Origin of the sequence: Segnochrobactrum spirostomi (assembly GCF_009600605.1) — a bacterium.
GTDB lineage: Bacteria > Pseudomonadota > Alphaproteobacteria > Rhizobiales > Segnochrobactraceae > Segnochrobactrum > Segnochrobactrum spirostomi.
Map to the genome: position 1 here is coordinate 772,808 of NZ_VWNA01000001.1, position 17,041 is coordinate 789,848.

The 17,041-nt window shown below is 67.8% G+C and carries 13 protein-coding genes and 1 pseudogene; 8 read left to right on the forward strand and 6 right to left on the reverse strand.

Annotated features, from left to right (window positions below; all coding sequences use genetic code 11):
• Nucleotides 1-39: 39 nt before the first annotated feature.
• Nucleotides 40-528: a (2Fe-2S)-binding protein gene (locus F0357_RS03490; RefSeq protein ID WP_153478787.1), complete on the reverse strand. Its 489-nt coding sequence runs from the start codon at nt 526-528 to the stop codon at nt 40-42.
• Between the two features lie 152 nt (nt 529-680).
• Nucleotides 681-1,379, reverse strand: a complete 699-nt coding sequence (locus F0357_RS03495) for an SRPBCC family protein (RefSeq protein ID WP_153478790.1) — start codon at nt 1,377-1,379, stop codon at nt 681-683.
• Nucleotides 1,380-1,756: 377 nt separating this feature from the next.
• Between F0357_RS03495 and F0357_RS03500 the strand changes: the two genes are divergently transcribed.
• The 5 genes from F0357_RS03500 (at nt 1,757) to F0357_RS03520 (ending at nt 8,401) form a co-directional block, all read left to right on the forward strand.
• The gene (locus tag F0357_RS03500) at nt 1,757-2,497 is read left to right on the forward strand and encodes an invasion associated locus B family protein (RefSeq protein ID WP_208948202.1); all 741 of its coding nucleotides are present in this window, start codon (nt 1,757-1,759) and stop codon (nt 2,495-2,497) included.
• 156 nt (nt 2,498-2,653) lie between these two features.
• Entirely contained in the window at nt 2,654-3,523 is an 870-nt protein-coding gene (locus tag F0357_RS03505) for a class I SAM-dependent methyltransferase (RefSeq protein WP_312861434.1), read from the forward strand.
• Nucleotides 3,520-4,389 (forward strand): TrmH family RNA methyltransferase, encoded by an 870-nt coding sequence (locus F0357_RS03510; protein ID WP_153478797.1) that lies wholly within the window; start codon nt 3,520-3,522, stop codon nt 4,387-4,389. The genes F0357_RS03505 and F0357_RS03510 overlap by 4 nt, the downstream gene beginning before the upstream one ends.
• A 231-nt stretch (nt 4,390-4,620) precedes the next feature.
• The gene (locus tag F0357_RS03515) at nt 4,621-6,648 is read left to right on the forward strand and encodes a methyl-accepting chemotaxis protein (RefSeq protein ID WP_153478799.1); all 2,028 of its coding nucleotides are present in this window, start codon (nt 4,621-4,623) and stop codon (nt 6,646-6,648) included.
• Nucleotides 6,649-6,868: 220 nt separating this feature from the next.
• Complete coding sequence (locus tag F0357_RS03520) at nt 6,869-8,401, forward strand: helicase HerA domain-containing protein (protein WP_153478801.1); 1,533 nt, start codon at nt 6,869-6,871, stop codon at nt 8,399-8,401.
• 21 nt (nt 8,402-8,422) lie between these two features.
• Here F0357_RS03520 and recO read toward each other — a convergent pair whose 3' ends face one another.
• Both recO and F0357_RS03530 read right to left on the reverse strand, forming a co-directional pair.
• A complete protein-coding gene (recO, locus tag F0357_RS03525) occupies nt 8,423-9,169 on the reverse strand; it encodes a DNA repair protein RecO (RefSeq protein WP_153478802.1) in 747 nt (248 codons plus the stop codon).
• A gap of 141 nt (nt 9,170-9,310) precedes the next feature.
• Nucleotides 9,311-9,775, reverse strand: a complete 465-nt coding sequence (locus F0357_RS03530; protein ID WP_153478804.1) for an Lrp/AsnC family transcriptional regulator — start codon at nt 9,773-9,775, stop codon at nt 9,311-9,313.
• Between the two features lie 101 nt (nt 9,776-9,876).
• Here F0357_RS03530 and F0357_RS03535 point away from each other — a divergent pair, with 101 nt between their 5' ends.
• Nucleotides 9,877-10,812, forward strand: a complete 936-nt coding sequence (locus tag F0357_RS03535) for an EamA family transporter (protein ID WP_153478807.1) — start codon at nt 9,877-9,879, stop codon at nt 10,810-10,812.
• 142 nt (nt 10,813-10,954) lie between these two features.
• Here the strand turns inward: F0357_RS03535 and groL are convergent, their stop codons facing one another.
• Together groL and groES are read right to left on the reverse strand one after the other, a co-directional pair.
• The gene (groL, locus tag F0357_RS03540; RefSeq protein WP_153478809.1) at nt 10,955-12,598 is read right to left on the reverse strand and encodes a chaperonin GroEL; all 1,644 of its coding nucleotides are present in this window, start codon (nt 12,596-12,598) and stop codon (nt 10,955-10,957) included.
• A gap of 46 nt (nt 12,599-12,644) precedes the next feature.
• On the reverse strand, nt 12,645-12,959 hold the full coding sequence (groES, locus tag F0357_RS03545; RefSeq protein ID WP_153478813.1) for a co-chaperone GroES: 315 nt from the start codon (nt 12,957-12,959) through the stop codon (nt 12,645-12,647).
• A gap of 259 nt (nt 12,960-13,218) precedes the next feature.
• Between groES and F0357_RS03550 the strand changes: the two genes are divergently transcribed.
• Nucleotides 13,219-14,079, forward strand: a complete 861-nt coding sequence (locus F0357_RS03550) for a phytanoyl-CoA dioxygenase family protein (protein ID WP_153478815.1) — start codon at nt 13,219-13,221, stop codon at nt 14,077-14,079.
• Nucleotides 14,080-14,467: 388 nt separating this feature from the next.
• Nucleotides 14,468-16,887 (forward strand): annotated as a pseudogene (locus tag F0357_RS25425) (PAS domain S-box protein); the annotation flags it as partial.
• Between the last annotated feature and the right edge of the window lie 154 nt (nt 16,888-17,041).

A 17,041-nucleotide genomic window follows, 5' to 3' on the forward strand; every position in this document is an offset into this window, starting at 1 on the left:
CATGTCCTCCGGTTTGATGTTGCCGAGCGTTGCGCGCGCTTATTCGGCCGCGTGCGCCACGCCGGCCATCTCGGCGGAGGCCGCCGCGATCGCCTTGACGATGTTGTGGTAGCCGGTGCACCGGCAGATGTTGCCCTCGAGGCCTTCCCGGATCGTCGCTTCGTCGAGCGGGCCGGAATGGTGGGCGATCATGTCCACGGCGGTCATGATCATGCCGGGCGTGCAGAACCCGCATTGCAGGCCGTGATGGGCGCGGAATGCCGCCTGCACGGGGTGCAGTTCATCACCCTTCGCGAGGCCCTCGATGGTGATGACCGATGCGCCGTCGGCCTGTGCCGCGAGCAGGGTGCAGGATTTCACCGCAAGGCCATCGACGAGCACGACGCAAGCCCCGCATTGCGAGGTGTCGCAGCCGACGTGGGTGCCGGTCAGGCCGGCCACCTCTCGGATGAAGGCGACGAGAAGGGTTCTATCCTCCACGTCCGCGGTCACAGTTCGACCGTTCAGGTCGATGCTGACCTTCGTCATACGCACTCCTCCCTATGGAGCGCGGGCCGATCTTCCGCCGGCCGCGCGCTGGTCGGTCGAGCACCCCGGCGCCTCTGAGAGGAGCCGGGAGCCCCGGATCGTCATGACGTGCCGCCCTCCTCGAGCCGGTTTCCCGTTGGCCCGCGGGCGCCTCAGTGGAAGATCGCGATCAAGAGGATCACGATCGCCACCGCAATGAATCCCCAGGCCACAGGCCCGCCGAGGAACGCGCGCTCCGCGGCGGCCTCGACCTTCTCCTCGGCCTCGGCAAGGACGTTTTCCGCCTCGTCGTAGATCTCGTCCACGACCGCCGCGTCGGCGATCTCGAGCCGGTTGCCGTTGGCGTCGATGCGCACCGGCTCGACGGCGATCGCCGGATCGTCGGTGGTGGGAACCGAGCCGCCCGTGGCGGTGCCGCCGAGCGTCGCCGAAAAGGCGCCGAAGAAATCGTCCGCCATCTTCTTGGCGGTCGAATCGATCAGCCGCGAGCCGAGCTGGGCGAGCTTGCCACCGACCTGCGCCCGCGCCGTGTAGCGCAGGATGGTCGCATCGCCGTCCGGTTCGAGATCGACGTCGGCGCCGCCCTTGGCGAAGCCGGCGACGCCGCCCTTGCCCTCGCCGCTGATGGTGTAGCGCTCGGGCGCGTGAATATTCGACAAGGTGACGGCGCCCGTGAACTTCGCCTTCACCGGGCCGACCTTGGCGGTCACCGCGGCGGTCATCTCGGTCGGCGACGTCATCTCCAGGCTTTCGCAGCCCGGAATGCACGATTTCAGAACGGCTGGATCGTTGAGCGCCTCCCACACCCGCTCGCGGGGTGCCGGAATGCGATACTCGCCGGTCATCTCCATAAGGCTTCGGTTCCTCTTGCGGCAACGCACGGGTGGAAGGGTTCGGATCGGACGGAAGGTCCGCCACCGGACATAGGCCCGTTGCGTGCCGACCGCCACCTGTCGCGAACGTCTCCCCGGCCCGGCTCGTCCTCCCGCCGCCGGACGCGGCTCTTTTTCATTAGTCTAATCGTGCTTCGACAGATTGACCTGCTTCAAGCCGCTCGGCAATGGGCGAGCACACACCGGCGAAAACATCCCCGAGTTGCGCGCGGCGACGGCGCGCACGCGAGAGCATGTTTGCTCGGGCAAAAGGGAGCAAATCCCTCACCGGAAACGTCGGACCTTCATCCATGAATCGTTCAAGCGCCGAACGGGGGCGGGACGAGAGGCATCGCATGACGGCACCGCACCACCGAGAGACGCCGAGCCGGCAGGATGGGAGCGCATCGCTCGCGGATCGGCGGGGCTTCGGGATCGGCTGGCGCGTCGCCCCCGCGGCCGCACTCGTCCTCGGCGTTCTCGCCGCGGCGATCCCCGCCCGGGCGAGCGACAGGCTCTCCACCCGTAACGCGCCCGCGATGACGGACGCGCTGATGGCGCAAAACGATCTCTCGGAACCGGCTCCCACGCCGGCCCCGACGCAAGCCTCTCCCGCCCCGAGCGCCGCCGATCTCACGGGCGTGCTACCCGCCGGCGCCACCTCGGTCCAAGAATCCTATCAGGACTGGGCGGTCGTCTGTCAGCGTCAGGCTGCGGCGGAAAAGTGCGCCATGACCGAAACCCAGATCGACCCGCAATCGAAGCAGCGGATCGTGACGCTCGAACTCACCGCGAGCGCCGACGGCAACGGCGTCTCGGGCGTGCTCTATCTGCCGTTCGGCATCGACTTTCGCGACGGCGCCCGGCTTAAGGTGGGCGACGCGCCGTTGGGCGACACGCTGGCGTTCCGAACCTGTATGCCGGTCGCCTGTCTCGTGCCGGTCAGCTTCGACGCGAACGCCATCGCGGCGTTGCGCAAGGCCGACGTCCTCGGCATCGACGTGATCGCCTCACAGACGGGCAAGCCCATCACACTCGTCCTGTCGCTCAAAGGCTTCGGTCCGGCGGCCGATCGAACCATCCGCCTCGACAACTGAGCGCGGACGGGCGCGTTCGCGCGCGCGAAGCCCGATCCCTTCGAGCGCGGCAGGTTGACCGGAAGGCCGCTCTCACCCTAACTCGCGCTCATGACGCGCCCCGCCCCTTCCATGCCGCCGCGAGCCGGTTCCGGCCCCGCCTCTTCGCCCCTCTTCGTGCTCCACGCCGAAGGGTGGGACGACTTCGAACTCATCGATTCCGGCGCCGGGCGCAAGCTCGAGCGCTACGGACGCATCGTCGTCGATCGCCCCGAGCCCCAGGCGATGTGGACACCCGGCCTGCCCGAGAGCGAATGGGCACGGGCCGACGCCGTCTTCACCGGCGAGGACGACGACGAAGGCCACGGGCGCTGGCGCGCCAACCGGGCGCTGCCGGAGGCGTGGGAGATGCGCTACGGCCCGGCGCGCTTCATCTGCCGCTTCACCGGCTTCCGCCATGTCGGCGTGTTTCCCGAGCAGCGCGCCCATTGGGATTGGATGACCGGCCTCATCCGCAATGCCGGCCGGCCGGTCCGCGTGCTCAACCTGTTCGGCTATACCGGGCTCGCCTCGCTGCTCGCCGCCGAGGCGGGCGCGCGGGTCACCCATGTCGACGCTTCCAAGAAGGCGATCGCCTGGGCGCGCGAAAACCAGGTCCTGTCAGGCATGGACGCGCTGCCGATCCGCTGGATTCTCGACGACGCGGTGAAGTTCACCGCCCGCGAAGTGCGCCGCGGCTCCGTCTACGAAGGCATCGTGCTCGATCCGCCGAAGTTCGGCCGCGGGCCGAAGGGCGAGGTGTGGGAGCTGTTCGAGGGCCTCGCCGAGATGCTGCGCCTGGTGCGCGGCGTGCTCGCGCCGCAGCCGCTCTTCATCGCGCTCACGGCCTACGCGATCCGCGCCTCCTTCCTCGCCGCCCACCGGCTCGGCGAGGAGGTGTTCGGCGACCTCGCCGGCGCGATCGAATCCGGTGAATTGGCTCTGGTCGAGGCCGAGACGGGCCGGCTGCTGCCGACCTCGATGTTCACCCGCTGGAGCGCCCGATGACCCGCCGCGACGACATTCCCGAAGCGACGCCCGTGCGCCCGACCGCCGATCTGCCGAAGGCCGGCGCGTTCGAGAAGATCAGCGCCGTCTCGAACCCGAAGATCAAGCACATCCGCGCGCTTCAGATGCGCAAATACCGCGCCGAGACGGGTCTCTTCATCGCCGAGGGGGTGAAGCTCGCCGCCGACGCGCTGAAGGCCGGTTGGCCGGTCGATACCCTCGTCCTCGCGCTCGGTGCGATGGAGCACCCCTTCACCGCCCGTGTGGCGGCGACCGCCCGCGCCCGCGGCGCCACCATCATCGAGGCGAACGCCCCGGTGATGGAGAAGGTCTCCCGCCGCGAGAACCCGCAGACCGTCGTCGGCGTCTTCAAGCAGCGCATCGCCGGCCTCGACGCCGTCGCCAAGCATCCCGGCCTCTGGGTCGGGCTCGAGGCGGTCCGCGATCCGGGCAATCTCGGCACGGTGATCCGCACCGCCGACGCCCTCGGCGCCGCTGGCGTGCTCCTCGTCGGCGAGACCACCGATCCGTTCGGCCTCGAGGCGGTGCGGGCGACGATGGGTTCGTTCTTCCACGTGCCGCTCGCCCGCGCGAGCGTGGACGCCTTCCTCGCCTGGCGCCCGTCGTTCCGCGGCGCCGTGGTCGGCACCCACCTGTCCGGCACCAACGACATCCGCACCGCGGATTTCGGCGAGCCGGCGCTCCTCATGATGGGCAACGAACAGGCCGGCCTGTCGGACGCCGTCGCCACCGTGTGCGACGCGCTGGTCAAGATCCCGATGGCCGGCGAGGCGGATTCCCTGAACCTCGCGATCTCGACCGGCATCGCCCTGTTCGAGCTGCGCCGCAACCGCCTGACGCTCTGAAGGCGAGCGGACGGGAGTCCGTCAGATCAAACACGCAGGACACCGCAGAAAGCTGTCGCGAAGCTTGCGTCGTCTGTCTTCGACGCAAGAAAGTACGTCATAAATTCTTTTTAACTTTCCTTTACTTGGACGCCGCGAAGGCATTTGCCCTCTTCGCGACGGCGCATGCCTGTGACACGACGCGATTTTCCTTAACGCGGCACCGGCCGCAGGCATTTTTCGGCGGGCACCATGACCGATATCTTGCGGATCGACGACGCCGTCCCGATGGCGTCCGGCACCCGGCGCGGAGCGCAACGCGAGCCGGCGGCCCGCACGGCCTTGATCCGACGGATCATCATCGTCGTTTCGCTCGCCGTGGTCGTCGCCTTCGCCGTCTTCTCGGCCGTGATCGATCTCCGGCAGCAGGCGACCATGCGCGCCGATGTCGAAGCCCAGATCGATATCGCCGGCACGCTCGCCTCCGATTCCGTCGCGAATTGGTTCGCCGGGCGCGAACTTCTCGTCCGCGGCATGGCAGACGGCTTCGCCCGCGATCCCGGGCTGCTCGAAAACGCCCCGGTCGCGAACGCGATGATGAAGAGCCCCGTGCTCCTCGACACCTTCAAGGCGGCCTATGTCGGCACCGCCGGCGGCGCCATGTACGATCCGACCGAGGAACTGCCCGCCGGCTACGACCCGCGCGTTCGGCCCTGGTACAAGGCGGCCGACGCCGCGCGCGGCACCATCCTCACCCGCCCCTATATCGACGCCTCGACCGGCAAGCCGACGATCACCGTCGCCTCGCCCGTCTATGCGGGCGACAAGCTCGCCGGTGTGGTCGGGGGCGACTTCTTCGTGACGAGCCTCGTCCAGCACCTCTCGACCATCAATTTCGGCGGCAAGGGCTTCGTCTTCCTCGTCGACGACACCGGCTCAGTCCTCGTCCATCCCGATATGTCGGTGCTCGGCAAGAGCCTCGCCGACCTGTTCGAGAGCGGCGCGCCGGCGCTCGCGCCGGGGGTCAAGGAGGCGTCGATGGGCGGTGCGCCGACGCTGGTGTCGTTCTATCCGCTCGCCGGGCTCGGCCAGACGAAATGGTATCTCGGCGTTGCCGTCGACCCCGCCAGGGCGATGGCCGAACTCCAGACCTTCCGCTGGACCGCCCTCACGGCGACCCTCATCATCGCCGTGCTGACCGCCCTCCTCCTCGGTCAACTCCTGCACCGCGCGGTGGCCCGCCCGCTCGCCCGGATGACGGCGGCCATGAAGACGCTCGCCGCCGGCGACCTTACGACCGAGGTGCCGGACGTGAACCGCCGCGACGAGATCGGCGCCATGGCTGCCGCCGTCCAGGTCTTCAAGGACAACGCGATCGAGCGCCGCAGCCTCCAAAAGCGCGAGCGCACCGCGGCCGAAATCCAACGGCGCCGCGCGGAAACGATCGACCACCTCGTCGACGACTTCAACCGCGACATCGCGGGCCTGCTCGACCTCGTCGCGAGCTCCACGTCGGCGCTCGAGGGAACCGCGCGCTCCCTCAACGACACCGCGAACGGCAGCGCCAACCATGCCCAGGGCGTGGCGAGCGCCGCCGAACAGGCCTCGGCCAACGTGCGTAACGTCGCCGCCGCCTCGGAGGAGCTCTCCGCCTCGATCCGCGACATCCATCAGCGCGCGACGACCTCGCGTACCGTCGCGGAGCGCGCCGTCGCCGCTGCGCGCGAAACCGACGGCACGGTCCAGGGCCTCGTGACGATGGGCGAGCGTATCTCCCAGATCGTCGGCCTGATCAATGCGATCGCCGAGCAGACCAACCTGCTCGCCCTCAACGCAACCATCGAAGCCGCCCGCGCCGGCGATGCCGGCAAGGGCTTCGCCGTCGTCGCGCAGGAGGTGAAGTCACTCGCGGGCCAGACCGCGAAGGCGACCGAGGAGATCACCGTTCAGATCGCCGCCATCCAGAGCACGTCGCGGGCGACTGTCTCCGCGATCCGCGACATCAGCGGCGTGATCGAGGACATCAACACGATCTCGGCCGACATCTCGGCGGCGGTGGGTCAGCAGGGCATGGCGACCGACGAAATCGCCCGCAGCGTGATGGAGGCCTCCTCCCGCACCGACGAGGTATCGTCGAGCGTCGTCGATGTCCGTCACGGCGCGACCGAGACGCTCGGCAACGCCGCCCGCGTGCTCGACTCGGCAAGCCGGCTTTCCGAGGAGGCCCGCGACCTGCAAGAGAAGGTCGAGCGCTTCTTCGCCGCGATCCGCGCCGCCTGAGCCCCGGCGGAACGCAGCGGCGGCGGGCGCCTTCGAGAATCGCACCGCCGTTGCGCCGGACCACGCGGTGTCGGGGGCAAGCCCTGAACCCACAGCCGGTCCACAGGAAAGAGTCGTTCGCGGCCAAGGCCTTCGGGGGCGGGTCGCAGAAGGAGTCCACCGGCGGGTCGAGATCGATTAGGGTGCCGGCCTTCCCGAGGCTTGAGGATCGCACGGCGGAATGAAAGTCGGCATCGAGCTTGGCACCACCACGACCGGCGAGGCGGCGAAGCTCGACCTCGAGGAGCTGCTCTCGACGCGGCTCCTGGTGCAGGGCAATTCCGGCTCCGGCAAATCGCACCTGTTGCGCCGCCTGCTCGAACAGAGCGCGGAATGGGTGCAGCAAGCGATCATCGATCCGGAGGGTGACTTCGTCAGCCTCGCCGAGCGCTACGGCCACACCGTGATCGACCCCGATCACAGCCCGAGCGAACTCGCCCGCATCGCCGACCGTATCCGCCACCACCGCGCCTCGGTCGTCCTCACCCTCGAAGGCCTCGACGCGGAGGAGCAGATGCACTGCGCCGCCGCCTTCCTCAACGGCCTGTTCGACGCCGACCGCAGCGCCTGGTTTCCGATGCTGATCGCGGTCGACGAGGCGCAGCTTTTCGCCCCCGCCGCCGCCGGCGACGTGTCGGACGCCGCCCGCAAGACCTCGCTCGGGGCGATGACCAACCTGATGTGCCGCGGCCGCAAGCGCGGCCTCGCCGGCATCATCGCCACCCAGCGCCTCGCCAAGCTCGCCAAGAACGTCGCGGCGGAAGCCTCGAACTTCCTGATGGGCCGCACCTTTCTCGATATCGACATGGCCCGCGCCGCCGACCTGCTCGGCATGGAGCGGCGACAGGCGGAAGCCTTCCGCGACCTCAATCCCGGCCAGTTCGTCGCCCTCGGGCCGGCGTTGTCGCGGCGGCCGATCCCGATCCGCATCGGCACGGTCGAGACCGCCGGCCGCACCGGCCGCCCGTCGCTGATGCCGTTGCCGGAGACGCCGAGGGAAGAGCTCGCCGATCTCATCTTCGCGCCGAGCGACGAACCGCTGCCGACGCCCGCCGTGGCGCGCCCGCGGGCCGAGCGCGCGGCGGAGCTGTCGCAGCTTCTCGCCGCGCCCCGCCCGGCGCCGCGGCCCGCCCCGGTGGCCGAGCCGGAGCCCGACCCGCGCTCGGCGGAAGAGCTCCAGGCCGCACTCGACGAGATCTACCGCGAGGTTTTGTCGGACCCCGACATCGCGTTCCGCCCCATTCCGCTCGTCTACCAGGACTTCCTGTTCCATTGCCGGCTGCGCAAGCTCGGCGACTTCGGGCAGGATCTGCCGAGCTTCCGTCGCCGCCTCGCCCTCGCCCGGGCCGGCATCGACGAGAGCGACGGGGACGAGGACTGGCAGGGGGTGATCGCCGTCGCCGAGAGCCTGCCCGAGGAGATGCAGGGCGTCTTCCTGCTGATCGCCCGCGCGGCCCGCGACGGCGCAGCCTGCCCATCCGACGAGACGATCGCCCAGGCCTACGGCAGCCGGTCGCCGTCACGCGGACGCTGGCTCCTGACCTACATGACCGACCGCGGCCACATCCGCTGCGAGACGGATTTCCGCGGCAACCGGGTGGTGGCGATCGCCGGCACATCTTGGCGCACCCAGGCATCGCAGCCGCGTGCGGCGGGCAAAGTGGTGCCGCCGAAGCCCGGCGCGCAATTGCGCGCCATGCGCCGGGCGCCCTGACCTTCCCCCGATCGCCGGCCCTTATCGGCTGCTCTCGACCGGCAGCGCCTTCGCGAGCGCGGCGAGGAAATGCTCCCGCGCCCGCGGCATGAGGATGCCCCGCGGCTCGTTCAGATGGCGATCGAGGAAGTGGCCGGTGAGGCCGAGGCCGGCGCGGATGTCGTCGAGATCGGGATCGGCGTTCATGCCGCGATCAATGAGGAAGCGCGGCAGCGGCAACAGCCGGTCGAGATAGGGCTCGGCCACCACCCGCCCGACCGCCCGCCCCGTCTTCGGCGACACGTGGGTCAGGTCCGACGTCTCCCCGCTCACCGCGCAGCGCGACACATCGAGACCGAAGCCGAGCTCTTCGAGCAGCGCCATCTCGAAACGCACCATCAGCGCGCCGGCGACTGCCGGGGTGTCGAGATGATCGAGCACGATCGTGAACGCCGAATAGAGCCCGGGATGGGGATCGCGCTCCGGCAGGTGGCGGAGATGGGCGGAAAGCGTCGCGAGGCCGAAGCTCGCCACCGCGCTCTCCATGATGGTGCCGGCGCGGCCGGTGATCGGCTCGATCGCGAAGGCGCCGAGCTGTTCGTCGAGGCGGGCGCGCCAGCGGCAATCGACCGTGTTGCTCGGCTGGAGAACCGGCTGAAGCCGCCGCGAGCGCCCGCCGCGCACGAGACCGAGATGGCGGCCGTGGGCGGCGGTCATCAGCTCGACGACGACATCCCGCTCGCCGAGCGGGCGGGTCGTCAGCACGATGCCTTCGTCATGCCATTCCATGAAGCCGCCGGGCCGTCTCGATCGTTCGCGTGGGCATGCCGCCCGGAGCGGACCAAACCACGTGCCCGAGCGAGGGGAAAGAGGCTCCGCTCGACGGTGTCACGACGGAGCGGCGTCGATGACCCGAACCTCGACACCATGTCAGACGGGCACGATCGGGGCGCGGGTCTTGCCGCGGATGACGACGTGGGTGTGAAACATCCTGATCCGTTCGTCCTCCGACAGAACGCGAAGCGCGAACGCGTCGTAGCTTTCCATGTCCCGAGCCAGGACGTGGAGAACGAAGTCGTACGATCCGGTCACTTGCCAGGCGGCACTGATCTCCGGCTCCTTTTCGAATTTACGCATCAGGTCTTCGTTGGTCCGGGCGCCCTCGCGCTCCAGGACGACGAGCACGATCATCGACAAGGGCCAGCCGAGACTTTTGGGCGCCACCACGGCGACTTCGCGCACGATGATCTGCGCCTCGCGCAGCGCCCGGACACGACGATAGCAGGCCGGCACGGAAAGCCCCACATGGGCCGCGAGCGTCGCCATGGGAAGCCGCGCATCCTTCTGAAGCTCCGCGAGAATCCGTCGGTCAATGGAATCCAGCTCGTCGCGCATGAGGGCGTCCCGCGATAATTTTTATCATCTTTTCAGGAAAATTGAGCGCCTTCAACAGACCTCGCCCGCTAGAAGGGGCCGCGACCGAGAGCGGGATTTTCATGTTCAGCGACACCGAAGAGGCCATTTCATCGCCGTCCCTGGCCCTGCCGCCCATGGCGCTGGTGCTCGGGATGGTGTCGATCACGGCGGGCGCGTCCTTTGCCCAGCGGCTGTTTCCGGTGGTCGGCGCCGAAGGGGCGACGGCCCTCCGCTTGGTGATCGGCGCGCTGTTTCTGCTCGGCGTCGCCCGTCCGTGGCGGATGCGCTTCGGTCACAAGCGATGGGCTCCGGTCATCGCCTACGGCGCGATGATGGGCGGGATGAACCTGCTCTTTTACATGTCGTTGCAGACCCTGCCGCTCGGTGTCGCGATCGCCATCGAGTTCATCGGTCCGCTCGGCCTCGCGACGGTGTCGTCCCGGCGCGCGCTCGATCTTCTCTGGATCGCTCTCGCCGCGACGGGTCTCGTCTTGCTGGTGCTCATGGGGGCGAGCGCCGCGCGTGTCGATCTCGTGGGCTCCCTGTTCGCGCTCGCGGCGGGATTATGCTGGGCCGGCTACATGGTCTTCGGCCGCATGGCGGGCCGGGACTTCGGCGGCAGCGCGACATCTCTCGGGATGACGATTGCTGCTCTCATCGTCTTGCCGATCGGCTTCTCGCACGCCGGACCTCACCTGTTCGAGCCGAACGTGCTGGTGCTCGCCCTGATCGTCGGCCTGCTCTCCAGTGCGCTGCCCTATTCGCTGGAGATGTTCGCCCTCCGGCACCTCTCGGCGAAGACCTTCGGCATCCTGAGCAGCGGCGAGCCGGCGGTCGGCGCCGTCATCGGCGCGATCCTGCTCGGGCAGGCGCTGCCCCTCAGCCAATGGGTCGGTATCGGGCTGATCTCCTGCGCCTCCATCGGCACGTCCCTTGCGGCGATCCGGGAGCGCAAGGCCGCGGAACGGTCCCAGAGCCGCGCGGAAGCGGCACCGCCCTTCCCGCCAGCCCTTTGATCGGTCGAAGCGGTCAGCCTTCCGACGAAGGACGCGCGCGCCCTAACATCCCGCCCTGGCCCGGGTGGACTGCCCCATGAAAAAAGCGCGGGGATTGCTCCCCGCGCTCGTTCTCTGTCCGAGGGTGCAGACGGGCCGGACCTCAGAAGTCCATGCCACCCATGCCGCCCATGCCGCCGCCGGCCGGGAGCGCCGGAGCGTCCTTCTTCGGCTTCTCGGCGATCAGCGCCTCGGTGGTGATGAGGAGCGAGGACACCGACGCGGCGTTCTGGAGCGCGGTGCGCACCACCTTGGCCGGGTCGATGACGCCGATCTTGAAGAGATCGCCGAACTCGCCGGTCTGGGCATTCCAGCCGTACGCCAGTTCGTCCTTCTCGAGGAGCTTGCCGACCACGATCGAACCGTCGGCGCCGGCATTGATGGCGATCTGACGGGCCGGCGCCTGGACGGCGCGGCGAACGATCTCGACGCCGACCTTCTGGTCGTCGTTGCCCGGCTTCACGGACTCGAGGGCCTTGAGCGCGCGCAGGAGCGCGAGACCGCCACCCGGGAGGATGCCTTCCTCGACGGCCGCGCGGGTCGCGTGCAGCGCGTCGTCGACGCGGTCCTTCTTCTCCTTCACCTCGACCTCGGTCGCGCCGCCGACGCGGATCACCGCGACGCCGCCCGCGAGCTTGGCCAGACGCTCCTGCAGCTTCTCACGGTCGTAGTCCGAGGTGGTCTCCTCGATCTGCGCCTTGATCTGCGAAACGCGGGCCTCGATGTCGGACTTCTCGCCGACGCCGTCCACGATCGTGGTGTCTTCCTTCGTGATGACGACCTTCTTGGCGCGGCCGAGCAGGTCGAGCGTCACGTTCTCGAGCTTGATGCCGAGGTCTTCGGAGATGACCGTGCCGCCGGTGAGGATCGCGATGTCCTCGAGCATCGCCTTGCGGCGATCACCGAAGCCCGGCGCCTTCACGGCCGCGATCTTGAGACCGCCGCGCAGCTTGTTGACGACGAGCGTGGCGAGCGCCTCGCCCTCGACGTCCTCGGCCACGATCACGAGCGGCTTCGACGACTGGACGACCGCCTCGAGAACCGGAAGCAGCGCCTGGAGGGAGGACAGCTTCTTCTCGTGGATGAGGATGAAGGCGTCCTCGAGCTCGACGCGCATCTTCTCGGCATCGGTCACGAAGTAGGGCGACAGGTAGCCGCGATCGAACTGCATGCCCTCGACGACTTCGAGTTCGGTGTCGAGCGACTTCGCCTCTTCGACGGTGATGACGCCCTCGTTGCCGACCTTCTTCACCGCCTCGGCGAGGAACCGACCGACTTCCTGGTCGCCGTTCGCGGAGATGGTGCCGACCTGCTCGATCTCTTCGTTGGTCGTGACCTTGCGGGCCTTCGACTTGAGATCGGCAACGATCGCCTCGACGGCGAGGTCGATGCCGCGCTTCAGGTCCATCGGGTTGATGCCGGCGGCAACCGCCTTGGCGCCTTCCTTCACGATCGCCTGGGCGAGAACCGTGGCGGTCGTGGTGCCGTCGCCGGCGAGGTCGTTGGTCTTGGAGGCGACCTCACGGACGAGCTGGGCGCCGAGATTCTCGAACTTGTCCTCGAGCTCGATCTCCTTCGCCACCGTCACACCGTCCTTGGTGATGCGGGGAGCGCCGAACGACTTCTCGATGACGACGTTGCGGCCCTTCGGGCCGAGGGTCACCTTCACCGCGTTGGCGAGGGTGTCGACGCCGCGCAGCATGCGGTCACGAGCGTCGATGGAAAACTTTACGTCCTTGGCAGCCATTGTCTTGATCTCCGAATGAAAAAGGTCGGGTGAGCGGGGTCGGCCGTCAGGCGGCCTGCTTCGCGGCGCTCACGCCCTCGACGATGCCGAGGATGTCGCTCTCCTTCATGATGAGGAGATCCTGGCCGTCGATCTTCACTTCGGTGCCGGACCATTTGCCGAACAGGACGCGGTCGCCGGCCTTCACGTCGAGAGCGACGAGCTCGCCCTTCTCGTTGCGGGCGCCCGGGCCGACGGCGACGACTTCGCCCTCCTGCGGCTTTTCCTTGGCGGTGTCGGGGATGATGATGCCACCCTTCGTCTTCTCCTCCGCGTCGATGCGGCGGACGACGACGCGGTCATGCAGCGGCCGGAACGTCATGCTCTTTCCTCCAAGCTCGAATGACAGGTTCCTCCGTCCGGCCCGGCATCCTGAAAAGGCACGCCGGGCGGACGCCGACGATTTGGGCGAAATCGGCGACGGGTTCAAGAGGGTGGGACGAAAAATTTGGCACTCGGTGAACGGGAGTGCCAACCGCCACGCTGCGGCATTTTTGGACGCCGTTTGTAAGCCGGCTTGATCCGCGCGGCGAACGGCGAAACAGTCTGCGCGGCCGGAAGGCCCCGAGGAGGAAACGACTATGACGCCTGCGGCGACGGATTCAACCGCGATCGAGGCGCGCGTAAGGCAGGCGATCGACGACGACCTCGTCGAGGCCTTCCGGCGCGACGGCGCCGTGTGCGTGCGCGGGCTGTTCGACGCCGACGAGATTGCGCTCTGCCGCGCGGCCATCGACGAGAACATGGCGGCGCCGAGCGAACGGGCGATCGTCGCGAGCCGACCGGAGGATCCCGGCTTCTTCATCGAGGATTTCTGCAACTGGCAGCGGATCGAGGGCTACCGGCAGTTCGTGTTCGGCGCGCCGGCTGCCGCGGCGGCGGCCCGGCTGATGGGCGCGGCCACGGTGCGGCTCTATCACGACCATCTCCTGGTGAAGGAGCCCAACACCCGCCAGAAGACGCCGTGGCACCAGGACCAGCCCTATTACAACGTCGAGGGCCGGCTCAATTGCTCGATGTGGATGCCGGTCGATCCGGTGCCGCGGACGGCGACGCTCGAATTCGTCGCCGGCTCGCATCTCGGGCCCTGGCTGATGCCGCGAACCTTCATGACGAACGAGGCACGCTGGTTTCCGGAGGGCAGCCTCGCCGATCTGCCCGACATCGACGCCAACCGCGACGCCTTCCCGATCCTCGGCTGGGCGCTCGAGCCGGGGGACGCGGTGTTTTTCCACATGCTCGCCCTGCACGCCGCCGGCGGTGCGGGGAGCGGCCGGCGGCGGGTCCTGTCGGTGCGCTTTCTTGGCGACGACATGCGACACGCCCCGAGGCCGTGGAAAACCTCCCCCAATTTCCCGAACTTAGAGAACGAGTTACCGGCAGGTGCTGCGATGGAACATCCATTGTTCCCCATTTTGTGGCCGCGGACCCTTGGTGATTAATCGCCTCACCGTCTCATTTCGGCCTGCTATCTCGGCCTTGGTTTCCTTGAGAATAGCGTGAGAAAGAGACCTCAAGGCTGAAACCGCGCTTTCACCCTCGGATCGGGAACTGTATGGTTGCATTCAAAGCACCCAATACGATCTAGAATATCGGGTCCTCAAAGGTTGAGTCCGAACCTCTTCATTTCAGGCGGCATCCCGAGCCCGCGAACGGCGGGTCTTGTTGGAAGGAATGCGCGATCTCCCACCGAGCCGGGCTGTCAGGGCCCCGAGCCCGTGAGAGCGCCTCGTGCCGTAGCGGTCGAACCCTGCGACCGATCGGAAAGCGTCGCGCATGTTTGAGAACGATCCGAACGATCTGCCGATGGGCGGCCGGAGGCGCCGCCGGTTCCGTTCGCTCATCGAAGCGGTCGAGACGTCGTCGATCTACATGCTGAGCCGCGAGGGGCGCATTCGAAGCTGGAATGCCGGCGCCGAGCGCAACGAGGGCTATGCCGCCGCGGAGATCCTCGGCGAGCCGTTCAGCCGCCTGTTCCGCCTGCGCGACGTCCAGGACGGCTTGCCGGAGCGCCTGCTCACCGAGGCGGCCGAGCAGGGTCAGATCGCGATCGAGGGCTGGTGCCGGCGCAAGAGCGGCGAGGAATTTTGGGCCATTCTCGGCGTCACCGCGCTCTATGACGAGATCGGCCAGCTCGATGGCTTCGCGGTCGTGACGAGCAACCTGACCGAGCGCAAGCAGAACGAAGAGATCCTCAAAGCGAGTGAGGAGCGCTTCCGCGCGGCGATGGAGCATTCCGCCATCGGCATGGCCCTCGTCGGCATCGACGGTACGGTTTTGCGGGCCAACGGCGCGCTCTGCGTGATGCTCGAATGCGCGCTCTCCACGATCGAGGACCAGAATTTCCACGCTGCTTGCCACCCGGAGGACAGCGCGATCGATCTCGAACTCAGGCACAACCTGATCGACGGCAAGATCGACAATTACCGCATCGAGAAGCGCTATCGCTGCGCCGACGGGCACTATGTCTGGGGCCTGCTCAACGTCTCGCTGGTGCGCGCCCACGACGGCTCGCCGTTGCACTTCATCTGCCAGGTCCAGGACATCGACGCCCTGAAGCGGGCCGAGGCGGCGCTCCACGCCGAGCGCGACCGGCTCCAGGTGACGCTCTATGCCATCGGCGACGGCGTGATCTCGACCGACCTCGAGGGCCGCATCGAGCTCATGAACGCCGCCGCCTGCGAGATGACGGGCTGGTCGCTTGAAGACGCCCGCGGCAACAAGGTCGAGGACGTCTTCAAGGTTGTCGACAGCGAGAGCGGGCTGCCGATCGAGAACCCGGTCTACCGCAGCATCGCCGACCGGCACGTGATCAGCATGCCGGGCAATCTCGCCTTGCTCGGCCGCCACGGCGAGCGGCGCGAGATCCAGGATTCCGCCGCTCCGATCGTTGCCAAGAGCGGCGCCCTGATCGGCTCGGTGCTCGTCTTCCAGGACGTCACGGTGGTGCGCAACATCCAGCGGGAGCTGCGCTTCAACGCCACCCACGATGGCCTCACCGGGCTCCCCAACCGGCGTTATTTCGAGCAGACGCTCGACGATGCGCTGCGCCAGATCCGGGGCACCACGAACCAGCACACCCTGTGCTTCCTCGACCTCGACCGCTTCAAGATCGTCAACGACACGGCGGGCCACGCCGCGGGCGACACGCTTCTATGCGCCGTCGCCCGGCTGATCCGCCGCGCGGTCGGCGAGACCGATCTGGTCGCCCGTCTTGGGGGGATGAATTCGCAATCATCCTCTTCAACCGCGGCGTCGAGGCGGCGAAAGAGGTGATCGGCCATCTCGTCGATGCCCTCCAGGCGATGCAATTCCCCTGGGAGAATCGCATCTTCCGGGTGAGCGGCAGCATCGGCATGGTCGGGGTGACGCCTCTCTCGGAATCCCGCGGCCAGTTGATGCGCTATGCCGACATCGCCTGCTACGCGGCGAAGCGGGCCGGCCGCAATCGCTACAGCGTCTACGAGGCGCCGGCGGGCGCCAATCCGGAGCGACAGCGCGAGCTCCTGATGGCCGCCGACCTGCGCGAGGCGCTCGCCGACGGGCGTTTCCGGCTGTTCGCCCAGACGATCATCTCGGCGCGCGGCGACACTTATCGCCATTATGAGCTTCTGCTGCGCATGGTCGACCGCGAGGGCAACCTCGTGCAGCCGTCGCATTTCATTCCGGCGGCCGAGCATTACGACGTGATGGCGGACCTCGACCGCTGGGTCTTGAGCCAGATGCTCACCAAGCACGCCAAGGCGCTCGCCCGCATTCCAGACCTTTCGATCAGCGTGAACCTGTCGGCGAACTCGCTGAACGACACGCGCTTCTTCCCGTTCTTCCTGGATCTGATCGAACGTTCGACGCTGCCCCCCGAGCGCCTCACCATCGAGGTGACGGAAACTGCCGTCATCAACAATATCTCGATCGCGAGCCGCACGCTCGAGCAGTTGCGCGATCTGGGTTGCAAGATCGCGCTCGACGATTTCGGCGTCGGCGTCGGCTCGTTCACCTATCTGCGCAGCTTCAAGGTCGATTTCGTCAAGATCGAAGGCAGCTTCGTCCGCAACGTCAACAAGAGCCGGATCGAATCCGTCATCGTGCAATCGATCAACAACATCGCGCACGAACTCGGGGCGAAGACGATCGCCGAATTCGTCGAGGACGACGACATCCTGCGGACGATCCAGATGCTCGGCGTCGATTACGCGCAGGGCTACGCGATCTCGAAGCCGACACCGCTCGAAGACGTGCTCGAGCGCGCCTGAGCCTCGCGGCCTCTCATCGCGTCTTTTTTCAGCGAAGATCTGAGCCGGCGGCGACCGATCACATCGCTCAGCCTCTCTGCTCTCCCTTCTCCCCGCGAGCGGGGAGAAGGTGGCCCGACAGGGCCGGATGAGGGGCCTTCGCGCCGCTCAC